Origin of the sequence: Nostoc sp. DedQUE05 (assembly GCF_034530955.1) — a bacterium.
Lineage (GTDB): Bacteria > Cyanobacteriota > Cyanobacteriia > Cyanobacteriales > Nostocaceae > Nostoc.
The window spans coordinates 1-21,038 of sequence record NZ_JAVRCB010000055.1; the positions used below are offsets into that span (position 1 = coordinate 1).

15 protein-coding genes are annotated in these 21,038 nt (G+C 40.5%); 8 read left to right on the forward strand and 7 right to left on the reverse strand.

Annotation, left to right across the window (positions count from 1 at the left end; all coding sequences use genetic code 11):
* Positions 1–1,681 (reverse strand): zinc-dependent metalloprotease family protein (locus tag RMZ42_RS29880; RefSeq protein WP_322674823.1); only part of this gene is annotated, 1,681 nt, incomplete at its 3' end.
* Between the two features lie 316 nt (positions 1,682–1,997).
* Here RMZ42_RS29880 and RMZ42_RS29885 point away from each other — a divergent pair.
* A complete protein-coding gene (locus RMZ42_RS29885) occupies positions 1,998–2,180 on the forward strand; it encodes a hypothetical protein (protein WP_322674824.1) in 183 nt (60 codons plus the stop codon).
* A 36-nt stretch (positions 2,181–2,216) separates the two neighbouring features.
* Here the strand turns inward: RMZ42_RS29885 and RMZ42_RS29890 are convergent, their stop codons facing one another.
* A complete protein-coding gene (locus RMZ42_RS29890; protein WP_322674825.1) occupies positions 2,217–2,456 on the reverse strand; it encodes a hypothetical protein in 240 nt (79 codons plus the stop codon).
* 200 nt (positions 2,457–2,656) lie between these two features.
* Here RMZ42_RS29890 and RMZ42_RS29895 point away from each other — a divergent pair, with 200 nt between their 5' ends.
* The 4 genes from RMZ42_RS29895 to RMZ42_RS29910 all read left to right on the forward strand — a co-directional run bounded on the left by RMZ42_RS29895 (position 2,657) and on the right by RMZ42_RS29910 (position 8,531).
* On the forward strand, positions 2,657–4,597 hold the full coding sequence (locus tag RMZ42_RS29895; protein WP_322674826.1) for a pentapeptide repeat-containing protein: 1,941 nt from the start codon (positions 2,657–2,659) through the stop codon (positions 4,595–4,597).
* A gap of 424 nt (positions 4,598–5,021) precedes the next feature.
* On the forward strand, positions 5,022–6,530 hold the full coding sequence (gene crtD / locus RMZ42_RS29900; protein WP_322674827.1) for a C-3',4' desaturase CrtD: 1,509 nt from the start codon (positions 5,022–5,024) through the stop codon (positions 6,528–6,530).
* Positions 6,531–6,653: 123 nt separating this feature from the next.
* Positions 6,654–7,760 carry a saccharopine dehydrogenase family protein gene (locus RMZ42_RS29905; RefSeq protein WP_322674828.1) on the forward strand — a complete coding sequence of 369 codons (1,107 nt, stop codon included), beginning with the start codon at positions 6,654–6,656 and terminating at the stop codon, positions 7,758–7,760.
* A 381-nt stretch (positions 7,761–8,141) separates the two neighbouring features.
* Entirely contained in the window at positions 8,142–8,531 is a 390-nt protein-coding gene (locus tag RMZ42_RS29910) for a hypothetical protein (protein WP_322674829.1), read from the forward strand.
* 139 nt (positions 8,532–8,670) lie between these two features.
* Here RMZ42_RS29910 and RMZ42_RS29915 read toward each other — a convergent pair whose 3' ends face one another.
* A complete protein-coding gene (locus tag RMZ42_RS29915; protein ID WP_322674830.1) occupies positions 8,671–9,969 on the reverse strand; it encodes a sodium:proton antiporter in 1,299 nt (432 codons plus the stop codon).
* A gap of 844 nt (positions 9,970–10,813) precedes the next feature.
* Between RMZ42_RS29915 and RMZ42_RS29920 the strand changes: the two genes are divergently transcribed.
* Both RMZ42_RS29920 and RMZ42_RS29925 read left to right on the forward strand, forming a co-directional pair.
* Positions 10,814–11,083 (forward strand): hypothetical protein, encoded by a 270-nt coding sequence (locus RMZ42_RS29920; RefSeq protein WP_069069307.1) that lies wholly within the window; start codon positions 10,814–10,816, stop codon positions 11,081–11,083.
* Between the two features lie 516 nt (positions 11,084–11,599).
* Positions 11,600–11,971, forward strand: a complete 372-nt coding sequence (locus RMZ42_RS29925) for a hypothetical protein (protein WP_322674831.1) — start codon at positions 11,600–11,602, stop codon at positions 11,969–11,971.
* Between the two features lie 22 nt (positions 11,972–11,993).
* Here the strand turns inward: RMZ42_RS29925 and RMZ42_RS29930 are convergent, their stop codons facing one another.
* The 3 genes from RMZ42_RS29930 to RMZ42_RS29940 all read right to left on the reverse strand — a co-directional run bounded on the left by RMZ42_RS29930 (position 11,994) and on the right by RMZ42_RS29940 (position 17,221).
* Positions 11,994–14,120, reverse strand: a complete 2,127-nt coding sequence (locus tag RMZ42_RS29930) for a bluetail domain-containing putative surface protein (protein WP_322674832.1) — start codon at positions 14,118–14,120, stop codon at positions 11,994–11,996.
* 722 nt (positions 14,121–14,842) lie between these two features.
* On the reverse strand, positions 14,843–15,988 hold the full coding sequence (locus RMZ42_RS29935) for a glycosyltransferase (RefSeq protein ID WP_322674833.1): 1,146 nt from the start codon (positions 15,986–15,988) through the stop codon (positions 14,843–14,845).
* A gap of 63 nt (positions 15,989–16,051) precedes the next feature.
* Entirely contained in the window at positions 16,052–17,221 is a 1,170-nt protein-coding gene (locus RMZ42_RS29940; RefSeq protein ID WP_322674834.1) for a glycosyltransferase family 4 protein, read from the reverse strand.
* 470 nt (positions 17,222–17,691) lie between these two features.
* On the opposite strand from RMZ42_RS29940, the gene RMZ42_RS29945 reads away from it, so the two are divergent.
* Positions 17,692–20,133, forward strand: a complete 2,442-nt coding sequence (locus RMZ42_RS29945; protein WP_322674835.1) for a hypothetical protein — start codon at positions 17,692–17,694, stop codon at positions 20,131–20,133.
* 465 nt (positions 20,134–20,598) lie between these two features.
* On the opposite strand, the gene RMZ42_RS29950 is transcribed toward RMZ42_RS29945, so the two are convergent.
* Complete coding sequence (locus RMZ42_RS29950; RefSeq protein ID WP_322674836.1) at positions 20,599–20,883, reverse strand: DUF2470 domain-containing protein; 285 nt, start codon at positions 20,881–20,883, stop codon at positions 20,599–20,601.
* Between the last annotated feature and the right edge of the window lie 155 nt (positions 20,884–21,038).

A 21,038-nucleotide genomic window follows, 5' to 3' on the forward strand; every position in this document is an offset into this window, starting at 1 on the left:
TGAAGACGTTGACTAAATCATCTTTCCCATCTGCGTTAAAATCGCCGACTAGCCAGTTTTGAGTATCCCAAAAACCGCCTTGGCCAGTTGCCCAGCGCTGGCTATCAAAACTCTCACCATTAGATAAGTGAGTATCGATACTGGCTAGACCCCCATCATTGAAGACGTTGACTAAATCATCTTTCCCATCTGCGTTAAAATTGCCGACTAGCCATTTTTGAGCATCCCAAAAACCGCCTTGGCCTGTAGCCCAGCGCTGGCTATCAAAACTCTCACCATTAGATAAGTGAGTATCGATACTGGCTAGACCCCCATCATTGAAGACGTTGACTAAATCATCTTTCCCATCTGCGTTAAAATTGCCGACTAGCCATTTTTGAGCATCCCAAAAACCGCCTTGGCCAGTTGCCCATCGCTGGATATCAAAACTCCCACCATTAGATAAGTGAGTATCGATACTGGCTAGACCCCCATCATTGAAGACGTTGACTAAATCATCTTTCCCATCTGCGTTAAAATTGCCGACTAGCCATTTTTGAGCATCCCAAAAACCGCCTTGGCCAGTTGCCCATCGCTGGATATTAGGAAAGTTTAGAGTACCACTGATAAAGTACTGCCCCAAACTGCCGTAATCCGTGTAGCCAGTTGCAAGAGGATCTTCTTTTCCTATACCATCAATTTTGAGGTAATAATTTCCAGCAACGACATTTGCTGTAATACTTGCAGATAGTAAATCTGTTGGATTGGACGATGCAATTAAGGTACCAGCAGAATTGTATAGCTCTGCCAAAATGTCTAAGTTTGGCCCTGGACTAAAAGGATTCACTGTCAAGCTAATCAGACCAGAACCTGTGACAAAACTATAAAAATCTAGGTCTGTATTGCGCTCAATGATGCCACTACCACTGACAGACGTACTAGAAATAGTTAGTGGCTTTGCTGTCGCAATTGTATCACCACAATCATCGGCTCGGTAGGTGAACCCATTTTGGGTCGTAATAATTTGCAAATCATCCTCGGTATTGTTAGCAGAAGCATACTCGCCTTTACTCCACTGGGTTAGCTCGTCGTAATACGCTGCTCCCATGATCGGTGCCCAGCCAGTCTCTCCACTACCATGTCCTTCGTAGTAGTCTTCATCGGGGGTTATTCGTCCATCATGCTCGAGTCCCAGGGTATGACCTACTTCATGAGAGATAAGTTCAGCCGTATACTTCTGATTACCGAACGTATCTTTAGCAAAAACAAAGGCAGGAATATCACTATTCCAGTTGAAAGAACCAGGCCAGGCGACTCCTCCGACTGCTTCATCATACCAATCGTAAGTGCTACCGCCGATCGCAACACGCACCCCCCAGCGAGTATCATCACTGCCGCTCTTAATCAGATCGTTAATATCTGCTGGAGCCTGCGTTGTGACATTAACATTAAATGGGCTGAAATCCTCAGCGACGCGCTGCCAGATATACTGAATTCTTTCAAGTTCAGCCGAGCTAAAGGATGCTGTATCGCCGTCGAAGTCGAAGGCAGGGGTGATAATGTTAGCCGGACGTTCACTTGTGTTCCAGATAGTACCAGAGGTGATATTGCCGTCGAAATCTAAATAAATTGTCTGATTAGCTTCTAATAAGCTGTTGAGGAAGAAAGTTTTAGACAGGTCTAAAGAAGCTGATACTGACATATAATTTCATCTTTAAAGGAAATCTCTATTAATTTCTCTGTATCAAGCAAATAACTTTACGTACTTTCCTATGCAATCTTTACAAAAAGTTATAAAGCGATGTCTACGACGGGCTACGCCTACGCAATCCGCGTAAGTACATCCACTCTTCTTGCTAACGATAAGTACGATTGAATTCGGTGCAACTCGATCCAATTCTTTGAGCGTCAAACGTATAATCTGTGCATTGTCGCTCAATGTATCTAATTGGTAAGTAGAGATGTAGATAGTAGTCTTTGTATACTATATAGGGGGATAAAGACAGCGATCGCCTGGTATGGATGTAAGCAATACAACGCCTGATCGTAAAGTCATTGATAAAAGCAAGCTAGAACGATTTACCAGCCTTGGAGAAATTGCAGGGGAAGAAGTTTTGAGTGAGTTGTTTACTTTGTATTCAGAACCAGTGAGTGATGCGGCTGAATTCGGTCAAAACATTAAGTTGGCAAGTACAACTTGATAGCGCATACTTTGCTTCGCCTAGAAAAGCATATCTTTAATTTAACTCTCCTGTAAGTTGTGAAACCGCTTCCATAAGTTCGGGAGCTGCTCCGGTAAGTTCGGGAGTTGCTCCCATAAGTTCGGGAGCTGCTCCAGTAAGTTCGGGAGTTGCTCCCATAAGTTCGGGAGTTGCTCCCGTAAGTTCAGGAGCTACTCCCATAAGTTCGGGAGTTGCTCTCATAAGTTCGGGAGCTGCTCCCATAAGTTGTGGAACTGCTACAGTTGCAATATTCATAACTACAGCTTAAGTATGGTGACACCAACTTCAATATTGCTGATGATACCTTAAGCATTCAAAGGTAAAGGCAGGCAGTCATGCTCTTATACCGCGTATTACATCCAAAATTTTTGTATTTTCTTTATTTTCCCAAAATCCGAAATATTGCAGAGTAAAGTTGTATAAAATCTCTGTAAAAATCTCTTGCTGACGCGATTATGCCGCCAGACTACTCCGGTCAAAATCTCCGAGGTCGCTCTTTTAAAGGTCAAAACCTGATTGGGGCTAACTTTAGCGGTAAGGATATTAGAGGAGCAGATTTTACCAACGCGATTCTTAAAGATGCTGATTTTACAGGTGCTAAAGCTGGACTACAGCGGCGTTGGCTAATTGTGTTGCTCATAGTCGCATTAATACTGTTAGCACAAGGAGTGATTTATTCAATCAGTCTTGGTTTATCAGCAGCCTTTATTTTTGATACTAGATACACTGGAAACGTATTCATTAGTTTAGTCTGCATTATTGTTGTAGCAGTTTTTTATATTGTCACTCTTCGCAAGAATTTAATGGCAGGTTTAAGAATTGTAGCCGTCATTCTTGTCTTTGTCTCACCCGTAGTCGCTATTTTAGTTGTTGCCTTTCCCAAAGATTTTTCTGTAATTAGAACATCACCCAAAGGTTTAGCCATTGTCTTTGGTTTAGCCATCAGCGTTGCGTCTATATTATTTAATGTTTTGATTGGATGGAGGATTCCAAGTAGAGGTGATCAAGACGCTTGGTTTGATTCAGTTGTTAATACCTTTGCTGCTACAGGCGGTACAAGTTTTTATGGTGCTAACTTGATTAATGCTGATTTTACTGGTGCAATTCTCGAAAACACAGACTTTAGGAAAGCAAACCTAACACTTACTCGTTTTTATGAAGCCAAAAAACTAGACTTTGCCAGAGTAGACGACACTATACTGGCTAACCGCAGTGTTCTCAACTTGCTTGTCACCTGCAATGGTAGGGGAAAATCTTATGCTGGTGCTAACCTAAAAGGTGCAAATCTGAAAGATGCAGACCTGAGTAAGGCTAATCTTAAAGGTGCTGATATTATTGCAGCCACTTTTGAGAGAGCTTGTTTAGAATGGGCAAACCTAACTATTACTCAAGCTATATATACTAATTTTACCAGCGCTCACATGACTGGTGCTTGTATAGAAGCATGGAATATTGACAGTACAACCAAGTTACATAATGTAGATTGTCGCTTTATCTATCTTCTCGAATATTCCAGGCTAGGAACCGATGACCGCGAACGCCGTCCCAGTAGTGGCGAATTTCAACCAGGAGAATTTACTAAGCTGGTTGAAGAGGTTTTAAATACTGTTGATTTGATTTTCCGCAACGGGATAGACTGGAAAGCTTTTGTTAGCGCCTTCCAAAAAGTGCAAGACCAAAATGCAGACACAGAATTAGCTCTACAGAGTATTGAAAATAAAGGTGATGGCGTAGTAGTTGTTAAAGTTGGTGTACCTGATGGTGCTGATAAAGAAAAGATTCATAGTGATTTTACACAAAGTTATCAACTGGCATTGGAAGCTGTAGAAGAAAAATATAAAGCACAATTACAAGCTAAAGATGAGCAAATAGTCATTTATCGCCAACAAAGTGGAGAGATGGCAGAGATTGTAAGATTATTAGCTAATAAGCCGATTAATGTTCAAGTTGACAATAAAGTTGAGAATAAAAATATGACTAACAGTAATGATGCCAGCCGTAAAATTGAAATTGGTAGCGTTGGTAGAGATTTTAATGCAAGTGGACAAGCTTTAAATTTAGGCGATATTAGCGGTACGGTAACAAATACCATCAACGAGTTACCAGCGTCTCCCGAACCTGATAAACCGGGAATTAAGGAATTGTTGACGCAATTGCAAGCAGCAATTGAGGCTGATACAAATTTACCGCCAGAAGATAAAGCTGAGGCATTAGAACAAGTGAAAGCTTTAGCAGAAGCTGGGAAAAATCCTCAAGAGGGGGCGATGCAAAAGGCGGCGAAAACGGCTGTAAAGATTTTAAAAGGAACAATTTATAGTTTACCCAGTGCTACAAAGTTGGTTGAACAATGCAGCAATCTATTGCCGTTGATTTCAAATTTTTTGGGTTTAGGGTAGCGTGTCAAATTAAGAGGTTGTTTGAAAAGTGTTTTGCTGTGAATATAGGCACTTTTAGATCCCCCTTAACCCCCGTGTACATACAAATTTTTGATGAGGCCATTTAAGATTTATCGTGCAACCCCTGAGATACCTTAAGAAAGGTTATGCTACGCAAAATCTGTTCCTCTCCTTAGTAAGGCTATGGTGTATACACAAGTTTGAAACAGTCTACTCACTTGCATTTAGGGGTAAATTTACCCCACCCTAACCCTCCCCTTATAAAGGGGAGGGAACCAGATTTTCCGGTTTCCCCCAATATATCGGGGGGATTAAGGGGGTAATTCGATGACTTGTGTACACTAGCACCCTTCGACCCCATTCAAATTTGAGATTAAGGTAAAATTATAAGTAAAAGTATTAAGAATTTTAAAGAAAATAATCAATGTCCAGCATTTCTCTTGACAAAAGTAACTCTCATGTCGTCGTTATTGGTGCGGGAATAGGTGGACTGACTGCTGGGGCATTATTAGCTCATAGAGGTTACAGTGTCTTAATTTTGGATCAAGCCCTCGTACCGGGAGGCTGTGCTTCCACGTTTAAACGCCAAGGATTTACCTTTGATGTGGGCGCAACTCAGGTGGCGGGGTTAGAACCAGGGGGAATTCACCACCGCATTTTCTCAGAATTGGACATAGATTTACCGGAAGCAACGCCTTGCGACCCTGCTTGTGCAGTGTATTTACCTGGGGAAACCACACCTATCAACGTTTGGCGCGACCAGGAGAAATGGCAAGAGGAACGACAAAAACAGTTTCCTGGTAGCGAACCGTTTTGGCAGTTGATGGCAACTTTATTTGCTGCTAGTTGGGAATTTCAAGGACGCGACCCGGTGCTACCACCGCGTAATTTATGGGATTTGTGGCAGCTAACTCAGGCGGTGCGTCCGAGTACATTAATTACCGTACCCTTCACCTTGTTTACGGTAGGAGATGCTTTACGGTTGTGCGGACTGGGAAATGACCAGCGATTGAGGACTTTTTTAGATTTGCAACTGAAGCTATACTCCCAGGTAGATGCAGAACAGACAGCATTACTTTATGCCGCCACAGCCTTGAGTGTATCCCAACTGCCCCAAGGATTGTTTCACCTCCAGGGAAGTATGCAAGTATTAAGCGATCGCTTGGTACAATCCTTAGAGAGAGATGGCGGCAAACTGTTGATGCGCCACACAGTAGAAGAAATCAAAGTAGAAAACGGTAAAGCTACTGCTATTGTGATTAGAAATCAGAAAACTGGCGAAGTTTGGACAGAAGCAGCCGACCACATAGTTAGCAACGTCACCGTGCAAAATTTGGTGCAGTTGTTGAGAGAACAAGCGCCATCTGGATATAAAAATCGGGTGAAAAAATTGTCCCAAGCATCGGGTGCTTTTGTGGTGTATTTGGGTGTAGATGCCAGCGCGATTCCACCTGGGTGTCCTCCCCACCTGCAATTTCTGTATGATGTCAATGGCCCCATTGGTGAAAATAATTCCCTGTTTGTTTCCGTCAGTCATCCTGGAGATGGTCGCGCACCGGAGGGGAAAGCGACAATTATCGCTTCTTCCTTTGTCGATCCCGCACAGTGGTGGCAGACTGATGATTATGAAGGACTAAAAGAAAAGTTTACCCAAGAAGCGATCGCTCGTCTTGCCCAATATTTCTATCTCAAACCAGAAACTATTATTCATCAAGAAGCCGCAACACCGCGCACCTTTGCCCATTTCACAGCCCGCGATCGCGGTATAGTTGGTGGCATCGGTCAAAGGATTCCCACCTTTGGCCCCTTTGGGTTCGCCAATCGAACACCAATCCAGAATTTGTGGTTAGTTGGTGACTCCACCCATCCCGGCGAAGGTACTGCTGGGGTGAGTTATTCAGCGCTAACAGTAGTTAGGCAAATTGAGGCGTGAAGAAGGCAGATTTAACTATAATTGAAAACTCTGCCTTGATTGAAAGGTAAGTCATACTTATAACCGATGGCAAACAGGACACAAAACTGGTCAAATTAAGTTAGTGTTGCGAATGCTGGAGTAATGACAGACAGCGTTTTAATTCTTGGTGGACGAGGGCGGATTGGTAGCAGTGTTGCTCAGGATCTCGCTACCCATACGCAGGCTCAAATTACGATTACTGGACGTTCTGCGGAGTTTGGGAAGGCTGTAAGCTTGTCTTCAGGAGGACAAGTGCAGTTTTTGGTATTGGACTTGGCAGAAGTTGACAAATTGCGAGATGCGATCGCAAACTCTAATTTAGTCATCCATTGTGCCGGGCCATTTCACTATCGAGATACTAATGTTCTCGAAACCTGTATTGCTGAAGGCGTTAATTATCTAGATGTTAGCGACCATCGGTCTTATACCAGCAAAGCTCTGAATTATCATGAAAAAGCTGCTGCTGCTGGCGTGACAGCAATTATTAATACTGGCATTTTTCCTGGTATTTCTAACAGCATGGTACGTCAGGGAATTGAACAATTTCAGCTACCAGAAAAGATTCATTTAAGTTATTTAGTTTGTGGTTCTGGTGGTGCTGGCATTACAGTGATGCGGACAACTTTTCTTGGGTTGCAGTATCCTTTTGAGACTTGGATAGATGGAAAATGGGAAATAGTCAAGCCTTATAGTGAAAGAGAAGTAGTTGAGTTTCCACCTCCATATGGACGCACCGGAGTTTACTGGTTTGATATGCCAGAAACCTTTACACTGCCCCATGCATTCCCATCAGTGAAAACTGTAATTACTAAGTTTGGTTCCGTTCCAGATTTTTATAATCATCTAACTTGGATTGCGGCACACGTTTTTCCCAAGTGGTTAATGCAGCGTCGTTACATGATTGAATTTCTGTCTCATGTCAGCCATTCAATGACAGATGTCACTAATAATTTTAGTGGAATTGGAGTAGCAGTTCGTTCTGAGGTTACAGGGCAGAAAAATGGTGAAACAGCCGTTTATTGCTCAACTGTCGTGCATGAAAATACTGCTGTGGCTTCTGGTTGTGGCACAGGTAGTATTGCCCAATTATTGCTAGAAGGTAAACTCAAAAAACCTGGAGTTTTTCCTGTAGAAGAAGCATTACCAACAAATTTATTTGAAGAGGTAATGCAAAGCCGAGGAATAAAAATTAATCATAGTTGGTCATAAGTGTCTATCCGATCGAAAAGTAAAAATATCAGTCTACTTGAGTCGATTTGAACTATTAGTCCAAAAGTTGAGTTCTAGATGGTATTGTTAGTAAGCACAACAATCTTTGACTATAGGGATTATCATTTAAAAAAAGTACACGGGTAAGGTGGCACAATTTTGTCCTCCTACTAAATCATTTGAGAACAACGAGATCCCCGACATCTTAGAGAAGTCGGGGATTTTAGTCTTGTGAATAAGATTACCCTAGCTAAAAATTAATATACCTTGAGGTAGAAGAAAGAACTGTACCTAAACACTTAGGATGCCTGTGAGCCTAAGATATTCAATCTATCTTCTACCTCAAAAGCCTCATAACAAAAAGATTAGGAGATTTTTTTCATGCAAAAAATTCTATTAAGTTTAAAACAAACATTACGTTCAAGCTTTTTGGTTGTTGGCTTGATGGTTTTCATCAGCTTGTCAGGTTCTTTCATTTTTGTTCAGCAAACTAGTCACGCAACTACTCTTGAAGAATTAAAACTAATACCTCCAGAGTATAAACCAAATTCTGAAGAAAAAATTAATCGTGCTAACGAATTTGACCCAGGTGTTGGTATTCAAGAAGAAGAACGACAAGAAGCTTATGAGCAAGCAATAAAAGATTCAAAAAATCTTAATACTATAGAGAAGACTTACGAAAGAAATTTGAAGGCTGAACAAGAACAAAATCCCCCAGAAAGTTTTGGTGAAAAAGCGAAAGAAGTTATTGAAAAAGTGACAGGAAAATAGGGAATATAGACTGAACCTGAACCGCTTTATTACAAAGAAATTAGAATTTAAGAATCAAAGCGCCTCTCTGGTTTGAAGCAAATTCAGAAAATTAAATTGTAGCGACTTTCAAGACAGTCGCTACATACAAGAAATATTTTCACTCAAATTCATCTATTGTGGTGGGAGGAGTAGTATTTTTATTGTTAGCAAAATTGCGCTCATACCACTTCATTAATGGAGTTGCACTAATGCCATGCACAATTACCGAGGCTACAATAGTAGTGTAAGTTATCCAAGCAATTTGTTCGGCTGCCTCACCTTTCAAACCATGACCAAAGGCATAAGCTAGATAATATAAAGAACCAACACCGCGAATCCCAAACCATCCAAATAACAACCGAGTTCCTGGGTGGAAGGTTCGGCGGCGTGAATCTAGAGGACGTTTACCTATTGTGCTAATCCAAACTCCTAAAGGTCTGACGATCAAGAATAACAAAACTATTACTAACACAGATTGCATAGCATAATTGAGTATTGGTTTCAATAATAATATTGAACCCAATAGTAAAATTGTCCCAACTTCCAGTAGTTTTTCGATTTGCTCAACAAATTCTAATTGTTCTATCGGTTTTTCAGAATTTTTGTAACTGCGTTGGACAACTAAGCCAGCAACAAATACCGCCAAAAATCCATAGCCATTAACCATTTCTGTTAAGGAATAAGTTATGAGAATTGTACTGATAGCAGTAAAGTCTTCCATTAACTTATCGGCAGGACGGCGTTTTTGAATTTTTTGTTCAATCCAAACTATAGATTTGGCAACAATAATTCCCATAATAATGCCAGATGCGATCGCCCAGATCAAATCAACTGTAATCCACTGTTTAAACCAGTTACCCCAGTTGTCATCTTTTAAAGCATGAAGACCAAAATAAACAAAGGGAAAAGCTAAAGCATCATTTAATCCACCTTCAGAGGTTAAACCAAATCTCAACTCATCTTGGTCATTTGCACTGGTCAATTGTACTTCTGATGCTAATACTGGATCTGTAGGTGCAAGAATTGCTCCTAATAAAATTGCTTCTCCCCAATTCATTCCTAAAAAGAATTTACCCACAACAGCCAGAGCAAAAATTGAAATTGGCATCAGAAATACAATCAATCGCACTGTAATATCCCAAACCCCTAATTTTAGAGGCCGAACAATTCTTAAGCCGCAGCTAAACACAGAAATAATTACGACAAGTTCTGTTATTTTCTCCAGCAGTTCGGTATTAAAAACGTCATCTCGACGTAATTCAATCAGCCCTAAGCCATAAGGGCCTAAAAAAATACCAACCACTAGGTAGATGATGGCAAAAGAAAGGGGTAAGCGAGTAATCCAACCCGACCCTAAAGTTACCATCAGTAAAAGTAGACCAATTACAAATAGGTCAATAATATAGATATCTACCATATAGCGATTTACATAAATATAAGGTGTTGCTTTGTAAGCTTAGTTGCAATACCTTTGTATTAGAATTTACCTATAGGCAGATTTTCTGGGATTAAGAATTTAGAGACATCACTAAATTAGAGAAGAAAGGAATAGATAAATTTGGCGTTGGCTTTACCCATCCTAGACATTGCGCTTTGATTATTTGTTAGAAGTCCTTTAACTAATTGGATGTAGCACGGGAATATAGCTAAGACACACCTATACGCTTTTACGAATGATTTATAAGCTAAACGACATCTAATTTATTTATATAACTCTTGTGGCATAGACCGAAAAGCCTACGCTAATTATGCAAGTTAAATGTGGAACGGCTTAATCGTGTCCCGCGCTAAGGGCATAAAGCCTTCATTGGTGTAAACTTAAGCCGAAAACTATATCAGACAGGCGTTTTGCAAATCCCTTACACCCTCATCCCCTAATCCCTTTTCCCAAAGGACAAGGGGAATTGAATGTCTAGTTTCCCTCTCACGGATGGGAGAGGGGCTGGGGGTGAGAGCAAAACGTTGTCACCAAGCGGGTTTCGAGTTAAGTTGACACCAATGGGCCTTGCGCCCCTACGACAAGTGTGGTTCAAATAGATGAAAACTGTTGTAAGACCAAAGAGCGAAGGGATTTTTGAGCTTTCCGCATAGATTAGGGAATATAGCAATTAGCTAGACATGATATATTTCCTACTTTCTGACTCAGATATCGCTCAATTTAGTACAAATATACTATAATAGATATAGCGTCCACAAAGCCTAGCCAAATGCATAATGGCTCTGTGAAAACCTTCTGGAAGATGGATTCAAGGGTTAGTTCGATGATGAAGCATTATATTCTCAACCTCAATCCGACTGCCAAGCATGAATGGGATCGGTGTATTTTACGTGACCCGCTGACTGCCAAACGCCCAGACATTGCTAAACTCATTGCCGAAGCAGTTGGTGCTGATACAGGTAGTTATTTGGTCAGCGTGAATATTGAAGTTCAAGTTTTGCAGCAAGCGGCAGTACCTCAAGCCGAACAACTCTCGCTTTCATTTCCAGAGGTGAGTGTGCCGTCACAACCACAACTGCGGGAAGCAGCTTGAGCTAAAGTGTAGAATTTAGCAGAAAATAATTAGCCTGCTTATGCAGGCTTACTTTATTAGCCGCAGACTTCAGTCTGACGGCTAAATAAGTCATGGGTATATGGGCGGACTTAATCTTAAAAGGCAAAATTAATAGTGTTATTCAAAAGACATCTCTAGAAATTAATGACGATCGATATTCATTTTTACTCCTTTGTCTAAAGCTAATTTCAAAAACTTAAAAAGTTAGCTCATACAGAGTAAAGATAAAAATTTTTGAGAGTTTATTTTAACTTTATTTTAGCGAAAAATTAGGAAAATGATTGTAAATAATTAGAGGAAAATAATTGGCATACCTGCACTTCAGGCATCGCTTTTTCTCCCCTAATTCAATACATTTGGACTATAATATATATATAGCTTCCACCAAGCTGAGTTAAGTGTAAAACTGCTCTGTGACAGCCTTTTGGTAAATAAATTCAAGGGTTGGTCTTATACTTAAACACTACATTATTGACCTGAGAGGAAAATTATTAAATGATGCAACTGAGTCATTATCCAGCTGCGATCGCCCAAGCTGCCCAACGGGCTAATGAAATAGATTCTCAGTTGATGGCAGTGCAGCACCAAGTTAACCGATTTGAAGGCAATGCAGACCGCACCGCCGCCTTTGAGATGGATTTGAAAAATGATGCTCAACGCAAGGCTCGCCGCTTTGAGGTGTTGCTTGTGAATCAGGAATATCAGAAAGCAATAGACACCCAAATTCGATTAACTGTCGAGAAAGCAAATGCCATCGCCCATTTGGAATATCTGCGTAACCAGTTTAGTGTAGCTAAGTTGGAAGCAAGATTAGCGATCGCTCAACAACTTTCTGATTTTGAATCTCGTGAATTAGTTGGTTTATAGTCACACCTGAAGCGTAGTTTGATTAGACAACTGCTAAGGAGGCTAAGTTACCTTTGTAGCCACTAATTTCAATCACAGCATCCGTGAGGGCAGAGAATCCATTAGTGTTATCATTGAGTGCCAAAAAAGTCTGCCCCTTATTGCCTGTATCAAGGGTAAAAGTTGCCGCACCTTTAGCCACAAAAGCAGTTGCACTCAATATCTGCTGTACATCGGAAAGATTTAGACTCGCAACAGTGCCAAGTTGAACTAAATTAGTAGCGTCAACTGCATACAGCCCATCTATTTTATCTTCATCGATTTTCAAATCAGTAATTTTATCAAAGCCAGACAGCAGCGAATCACTCAGACTATTGAACACAAATTTATCAGCGCCACAACTGCCTGTGAGGGTATCACGCCCAGCGCCACCGTTAAGGATGTCATTACTGTTACCACCAACTAGTTTGTCATTTCCGGCTAATCCAAGGAGTTGATCGTTACCGTTTTTGCCTTTAATTTGATCGTTACCAGCCGCACCAGTGAGCGTGTCTGCACCATTGCCACCATTTAAGCTTTGGTTTGGCACAGTTCCTTCTGTGGTGGTCTTGCTGAGAAGTTGACCATTGGCATCATACAGATAAGTGGCAACTGCATCAGTAGTGCCATCACTGTTGCTGTCAATATCTGCGCTAGTTACTTTGCCATTGGCATCGTAGTTGTAAGTGGTAATCTCCTCAGCGATGCCATCATTATTCAGGTCAGCTAGCTGTGCAGCTAGTCTGTTGTTATCGTCGTAACTTAGGGCAGTCACTCGCTCAAAGATACCATCATTATTGTTGTCAATCTTCTGTGAAATCAGCTTGCCGCTCAAATCGTAGCTGTAGATACCAACTGCATCAGTTACACTATCGTTGTTGAAGTCATAGCTGGCGGATGTGCGTCCATAAGTATAGGTTGAGACAAAATCAACTATGCCGTCGCCGCTGTTGTCACGCCTAGAAGATGTCAACTTGCCGTTGGCATCATAAGTATTATCAATTGTGACAAAATCAACTATGCCGTCGCCATTGTTGTCTTCGCTAGAGAATGTCAAGTTGCCGTTGGCATCATAAGTAGAGGTTGAGACATAATCAAATATGCCGTCGCCATTGTCGTCACGGCTATAGGATGTCTGGTTGCCGTTGGCATCATAGGTTTCAACATAATCAACTATGCCGTCGCCGCTGTTGTCATAGCTTTTGGATGTCAACTTCCCGTTGGCATCATAAGTAGAGGTGTAGCCATAATCAGCTATGCCGTCGCCGTTGGAGTCTTCGCTAAAGGATGTCTGGTTGCCGTTGGCATCATAAGTATAGGTTTCGACATAATCAACTATGCCGTCGCCGTTGGAGTCACGGCTAAAGGATGTCTGGTTGCCGTTGGCATCATAAGTATAGCTTAAGACTCTACCAACTATGCCGTCGCCGTTGAAGCTTTCCGTAGATGTCAACTTGCCGTTGGCATCATAAGTAGAGGTTTCGACATAATCAACTATGCCGTCACCGTTGTAGTCACCGCTTTTGGATGTTAACTTGCCGTTGGCACCATAAGTAAAGGTTTCGACTATATTAACTATGTCGTCGCCGTTGGAGTCTTCGCTAAAGAATGTCCGGTTGCCGTTGGCATCATAAATAGAGGTTGAGACAAAATCAACTATGCCGTCGCCGTTGGAGTCATTGCTAAAGGATGTCAACTTGCCGTTGGCATCATAAGTAGAGGTTTCGACTGTATCAACTATGCCATCGTTGTTGATGTCAGAGCTAAAGGATGTCCGCTTGCCCTTGGCATTATAAGTATAGGTTGAGACAAAATCAACTATGCCATCGTTGTTGATGTCACCGCTATACGATGTCAACTTGCCGTTAGCATCATAAGTAGAGGTATAGACATAATCAACTATGCCATCGCCGCTGTAGTCCTGGCTTTCGGATGTTTTGTTGCCGTTGGCATCATAAGTAGAGGTTTCGGCATAATCAACTATGCCGTCGCCATTGTTGTCTTCGCTAAAGGATGTCTGGTTATAGCGGTAGGTAATAACTGAGTCTATTATCCCATCACTGTTGTTGTCTATCTTCTCAGATATCACATTGCCAGCAGCATCGTAAGCGTAAGTTGTAGTTGAAGGCATAATATTTGTGTTCCTTATCTGTTTGATTCGGTCTTGTGTCAGGGCAAACGCATCATGTCAACAAAAGGATTTTATTCTCAATGGCTCGAAAATAGTCGCATTAATCCCCGCTTATTGACATAAATTTAGCGTCACTGATAGCGTAGCGTTAGCGTTAGGAAGCGGTAGCGAGTACTCGAGCGTCCGCAGGAGCGTCACAGCCTGTCGTAGATATTGCTTTGAGTCTTGGAAACTAAACCAAATGAGAAATGCTGATTTTGTCGTTGGTTCTTAACCTTGGTTGCGATCGAGAGTAATTTAGATGCGTTTGCCTTGGGTGTTGTGTATTGCGATGTATTTTGATAATACAGCGTTATGGTCAGCAAAATCTTTTTATCTACCAAATGTGGGTAGTTGAAAGTCGCAGAAGATTGTTAAATGTATTTCTGTTGTATCATTTATAGAAATAACAATATAAGATAGAGTTTTTTCTAGTCAGTGTTCTGAATTACACTATTTATATGACATAGAGCATTGCTAAATACAGCAACTTGGTGTAAATATTCGCACACTAAGGCAAAGTTTTTAAATTCGATTCGCTGCAAACTTGTGCAAGGCTGTACTAATTTTTAATATTATTATGCCCGTCTAATTATCAATCATAAAAGCACCCCTTTGCAAGTGAGGAAGAAAGTAAAAGCTATGCTTTAGCTGGGTGGGGTTAGCACGGGTATTATGTCTATTTAAGCGGACATGATATCAGACAGCAGTTGGAAAATTTGCTGATTAATAGTTGCAATATCAAAACGCCCACTAGCAGTAATCCTGGCATTCTTAGCTATATTTGCAGTTATTTCCGTCTCCTGTAAACAGGTAGTAATTACTTGTGCAAGTTCCTGGGGTTTTCCTGGTGTGACTAAAAAACCATTAAGTCCATGTTCTACTAATTCCATTGCACCTCCAGCTTTGGCTGCAACTACAGGCTTTTCACATAGCATTGCCTCTACAATCACTCTACCAAAAGGTTCTGGTGAAGTAGAGGTATGTGCCACCAAGTTACAAACTGCCATTAACTGGGGAATATCAGAACGAAATCCTAAAAATTTGACTCTATTTTCTAATTCCAGTTCACGAACTTGTTGGTGCAACTGTTGGACATAATCTTGTTCGCCAAACAGTGCATCACCCACTAAAATTGCTATTACATTATGCGGACATTTCGCAAGGGCATCAATTAAAATATGTTGCCCTTTCCAAGGTGCAAGACGGCTAAAGTGTCCAACGACAAATTTCCCTTCTAATCCTAACTTTTGCTGTAATTTCTGAATGTCAGACTCATCAGTTTGATAATTTTTGGGATTAAAGCCGTTATAAACAACTTCGATGATGTCTGGGCGTCCTCCTGCTTGTACAAAGGCAGATTGACTAGCTTGAGAATTAGCAATTACTAATGATGCAAAACGATTAGCTAGGTTAACAGCAATACGAAGATTAGTTGGGCTAAAATGTTCTTTGGAAAGAATATCATGTAAATGATAAACCAGAGGGCGACGACTGAAAAAACTTGCCAACGCACCGACAACTAATGCTTTTTGGGTGTTGGCATAGATTAAATCGTATTCACGCGCTTTTTTAACTACCTTAGTAATTAAAGGTGCAAGTTGTCCCAAACTCTTGAATCCTTGTAGCAAACTGCTTTCTTTGCGAACTTGGATTGCTTGAGTTGCGAGAACTTCTACTGGGATATAATTTTGTTGTAGTAAATGTTTAAATGGGCCATCTGCAAATAAACCTACTAAAGCGCGATCGCCATAAGGTTTAGCAATATCTATTAAACATAATTCGGCACCGCCTGGTTTACCGCTTTGATCTAAGAAAAGTATTTTCATTAAACCTCTATTTTATCTAACTTGGCTCATGTAGTGCCCCTATAATTTCTTCAAATTACTTGTTTAAGTTAATAAAACATTCCGTACTTGCTGGGCAATTTGATTCCAGTCATAGTGTGTGGTAGCATAGTGGCGACAGGCCGATTGTGAAGGTATGGGGAGATTACCCAAAAGCACTTGCTCTAATTTTTCAGCAATAGCTGATGCTTCTGTTGAAGTAGTAATTAAATCGGGTGAAAATTCTGATAAAATTTCTGGCATTCCCCCAACTGGAGTACATAAAACAGGAGTACCACAGGCTAGAGACTCAACTATTACTAATCCAAATCCTTCAAAAGATTGGCTAGGCATAATAGTCAATTCAGCAGCTTGATAAGCTATAGGTAATTGTTCATCAGGAAGAAAACCTAAAAATTTAACGTTGTCTTCTAGTCCTAATTCTGTAGCCTGTTGTTGTAGTGCAGCTTGAATGTGACCGCGACCTGCGATCGCCAGCCAAACATCTGGTATTCTGGGCTTAATTATAGCTACAGCTTGCAATAATTTGTCAACTCCGGTTCGATGCACTAAGCGGCGTGATGTAAATATAATTCGGCGATTACTAGGCCAGTCTAGCTTTGCACAAGCCTCTTGGGGTGATAAATTTGGTTGAAACCAATTAATATCAACTCCACCGGGAATAATATTAATTTTGCTCCACGGTACTTGATATCGATCGTGTAAAATTTTCCCAAATGCTTTGCTCAAAACAATGAAGCGATCGCAACGATTATAAGTGTTTTTTTCTATTAACCAGTGCTTGATTAAAAGACTGAGATTTTTATTAACTACCTCTTGCTGACTTTCAGAAGCCCAAGGGCCATGAAAGTTAAAAGTAACTGGTACTCCCTTTGGCAAAATATCTAAAAGAGGAAAGCTGTATAATGCAAAGTGCAAATTAATAGCATCTGGTTTGCTAGTTCTTGTTTTCTGGAAATTCGTGCGAATTGACCATAATCTTTGCCAAATAGCACTATCGGGACTCGCCAAGTTAGTCAGCTTAATGGGCGAATTTATCTCAGCCTCTGGTAGACCAATTCCACATAATTCAATCTGGTCTTGATTTGCTGCTAATTTATGAGTTAGTTCATAAATATACCTTTCTAATCCTCCGGGACTTTTGGGAAACCAGCCTAATCCCAGAGTGAGAATAGATGCAGATGATGAAGTAAAGTTTTCTAGTTTATTTTCCACTATGTATCGCCTATAAATATACTAAAACAAGCGCATATCTCTGCGCTTTTACATCTGTATCTAAACCTGAATCAATAGAATTTATGAGTACACATTACCAATAATAATTTTTGTATATAAAATCAATTTATAAACTATTTATATATCAACGTCAACAAGGATTTAAACCTGTGTTTTTATTAACCAGATAACACTGATATAGCTATATATGATACCTATCAATTCAGAAATGTGAATGCTATATAGGGAGGAAGCAAAGCTGGTATAAAGCAAGAAACATAGAAGATTTTTGTATTAATGCTTACTATTATGATGTAAAAATAAGTAAATATTAATACCTTTACTCGACTATATCCATTTTTGTTGCAACCCAAACGTAGACCGGATATTAACCACTTAAAAATAGTTGTATTTTTTTACGGATTTCATAAACAATGATTGTATATAAATAATTAAAACCTGAAAATTATATGACAAATAAATTACTGACGCAGTTCAAAAAACTCCGTCATTATCTCAATCAGTACATCAAAAAACTATCTAATACTAAATATTTACAAAGAAATAAAACTTTCAACTTTTTACTCAGTCTGACTATTGGAGTTATTGTTACTACCCTTGGAATTACAACAGACTGGGCAACAACTGGAACACGCACGCTTACACATAATACTATTGGCAGCGAAAATATTCGGGTACAAAATAATACTGAAATACACCCGCTTAAACATAAAATCTCATCAACAAATAATACTATTGTCAGCGAACATGTGTGGGTAAAAAACAATACTGAAATACCCATACTTACACACAAAATGTCGCCAATAAGTAATACTATTGGCAGTGAAAATCTGCGGGTACAAAACAATACTGAAACAGCCGCGCTGAACTACAAAACATCGTGGATAGGTAACACTATTGGTAGTGGAAATCTGCGGGTACAAAACAATATTGAGGGCATGTATGTTGCTCCTGATGGCACAGTTTATACCAACAGTCATTGGGATGAGGCGGCAATGGAGGCAGGAATATATAAAGATGGTAAGGTTATTGCTGCCCTTGGGGATACTCACGGCTGGAGTCGTGGCGGTGGCAAAGCTGTAACCGCAAATAGTAAATATGTTTACATTGCCATGACTCAAGGTTCGAGGGGCGATACAAAAGAAGATTATCCACCAGAAGGAACAACTTGGTATAGCGTTAGACGCTATGATTTATCAGGAAAACCCGCGCCGTTTCCGAATGGGCGTGGTTGGGATAAAAGTATGTTGATTACCAGTACTAAAAGTGAAGTTACTGGATTAGCAACTGTGGGAAGCGAGTTGTATGTAAGTGATTCTGCTGCTAACCAGATTCGTGTTTATGATACTGATACGATGAAGAAACTTCGCAGCTTTGCCGTTGCTAATCCGGGAGCAATAACTATCGATTCACAAAAAAATCTGTGGATTATTCAAAGCAAAAATGGTAGTAAACCTGCAAAAATTTTACATTATTCCCAAAGTGGAAAGCAATTGCCCCAACAGATTGCAGATATCGTCGAACCAACTGCGATCGCTATTAATCATCAAGGTAAGCTGTTAGTAGCAGAAAATGGCCCGCGTCAGCAAATGTTGACTTATGAGATCAAAGATCGGCCAGTGCAGGTGAGTAGTTTTGGCACTAAAGGCGGTATCTATGCAGGAGTTCCTGGTGAAGTTCGAGATTTGAAACTTTACGGACTTACCGGAGTCGGTACAGATGCTTCCGGCAATATCTATATAAATAGTAATGGTTTCAACAAATCAGGAACAGATTTGCGGAAATTTTCGCCATCGGGAAAACTAATGTGGCGATCGCTGGGATTGATATTCGTCGATAATGCAGATGCCGATCCTAAAACTGATGGTGTCGATTTATTCACCAAACAAGAACACTATCTGATGGATTACAATCAGGCTGCTGGTAAGCAATGGAATTACAAAGCCTACACCTTAAATGCTTTCAAATATCCTCAAGATCCACGTCTGCATACATCTCCAGATGGAACCTTTGTTCGCCGCATTCAAGGGAAGCCGTTTTTGTTCCTCACAGATATGTATAACAGCTTTCTGCAAATATATCGTTTTAATTCAGCCACTGATGGTAAAGTTGCTATCCCCGCCGGCATGTTTGTTGGTACTAATAGCGCAGATAAACCATTTATCACCGGAAATTGGCCACCGCATCAACCAGAAAAAGGAGAATGGATCTGGCGCGATCGCAACGGTAATGGCAAATTTGAAAAGAACGAATACGATCGCAGTAAAGATTATCCTTATCTCGGTGGCTGGTGGGTAGACAGCAAAGGAGATGTTTGGAAAGCTTTGCGAACAGAAGATGGCATTCGACATTATTCTTTACAGGGAATAGATCCTAAAGGCAACCCCATCTACAGCTATAGTTCGATGGAAAAGCAAACTACTCCCAAAATATTTAACGACTTGCGCCGGATCGAATATTTCCCTGAAACAGATAGTATGTTTTTGTCAGGTTTTACGGTAGATCGCCCTGCATTTAGTGACGATGCTGGAGTTGCTGGATCTGAGATTGCCCGTTTTGACAATTGGAGTAAAGGAAATCGTACTCCTAAATGGCGGATTGTAATTCCCTACGACAGCACCGGTAAGCGTGAAGTGTCTACAGCAGCAATCAGTGTGACGGAAGACTATGTATTTGCCGTGACAGTCAAAACCGCAGAGGTATATGTCTACAATGCCAAGACGGGAGCGCAAGTACAACAGTTAAAACCAGGCCCAGAAGTTGGCAGCGAAAGTGGCTGGATTGATATACCCTACGGTATTCGCGCTTTTCGGCGTTCCAATGGTGAGCATCTAGTATTTGTAGAAGAAAATTGGAAAGGAAAAGTGATTATGTATCGGCTGGCGGGGTGAGTATTTACACTAATTACGATATAACACAGCTTTGACTCTAAAAGGATGTTTTAAAAGTAGTTAGCTGTGACTTTAATCGAATTCTTACCCCCCTTAATCCCCCCTTATAAAGGTGGGAAACAAGAAAATCCGGTTTCCTCCCCAATATATCGGGGAGGGTTAGGGTGGGGTAAAGAAATATTTGATACATTAATCATGACTTTTAAAACATCCTCTAAGCTTAACCAAGCCACAGATTCCCGACAACTTTTACAGAGTCGGGGATTTTGTTTTTCACAAATGATTCAGTATTGCTATAGAACTAGTATTTTATTTCTGAAAAAACTCAGTACAACTAGGAAGCTTTCTTTCCCCTTGCCTATTGCCTACCTACGCAAATCAGTTCAGAAATCAAATCGGATTCGTATATACAAAAATATGCGATTAAATGTATCGCAGATTTAGTGTCAATTATTTTGTCATTTCTTATTTAGTCTGAACCCGCGCCTGCTTCACCATTGCAATCAAAGTTTGATGAGCATCTTCCGCATCTACTAAAACACGATCGAATTGAATGCGAACTGGTACAGTTTCCCCATTTACTTGCGCTGTTAAATCCATACCCTGTGCATCAATTGACAGCATTTCGGCTGCATTCGCATCTGTGACACCACCAAAAGCTTTAGCATAAATAACTACAGCATCAGCATGATCGTCATTCATGTGCTTGCAGATGCGCGAACTAATTTCAGCAGAAAAACCATTAGACATTGTGAACTTAAAAATGATGAATATGGCAAGAGCCTAAATTCTCGGCTAAGTAGTTTAAATTAGCAGAAAAAGCTAGTCTTACGCCATCGTTATTATAAGTTATATCTGAAAAACAATTGCTGTTGTATATATTTGATAAGTTAAGTTTATTACTG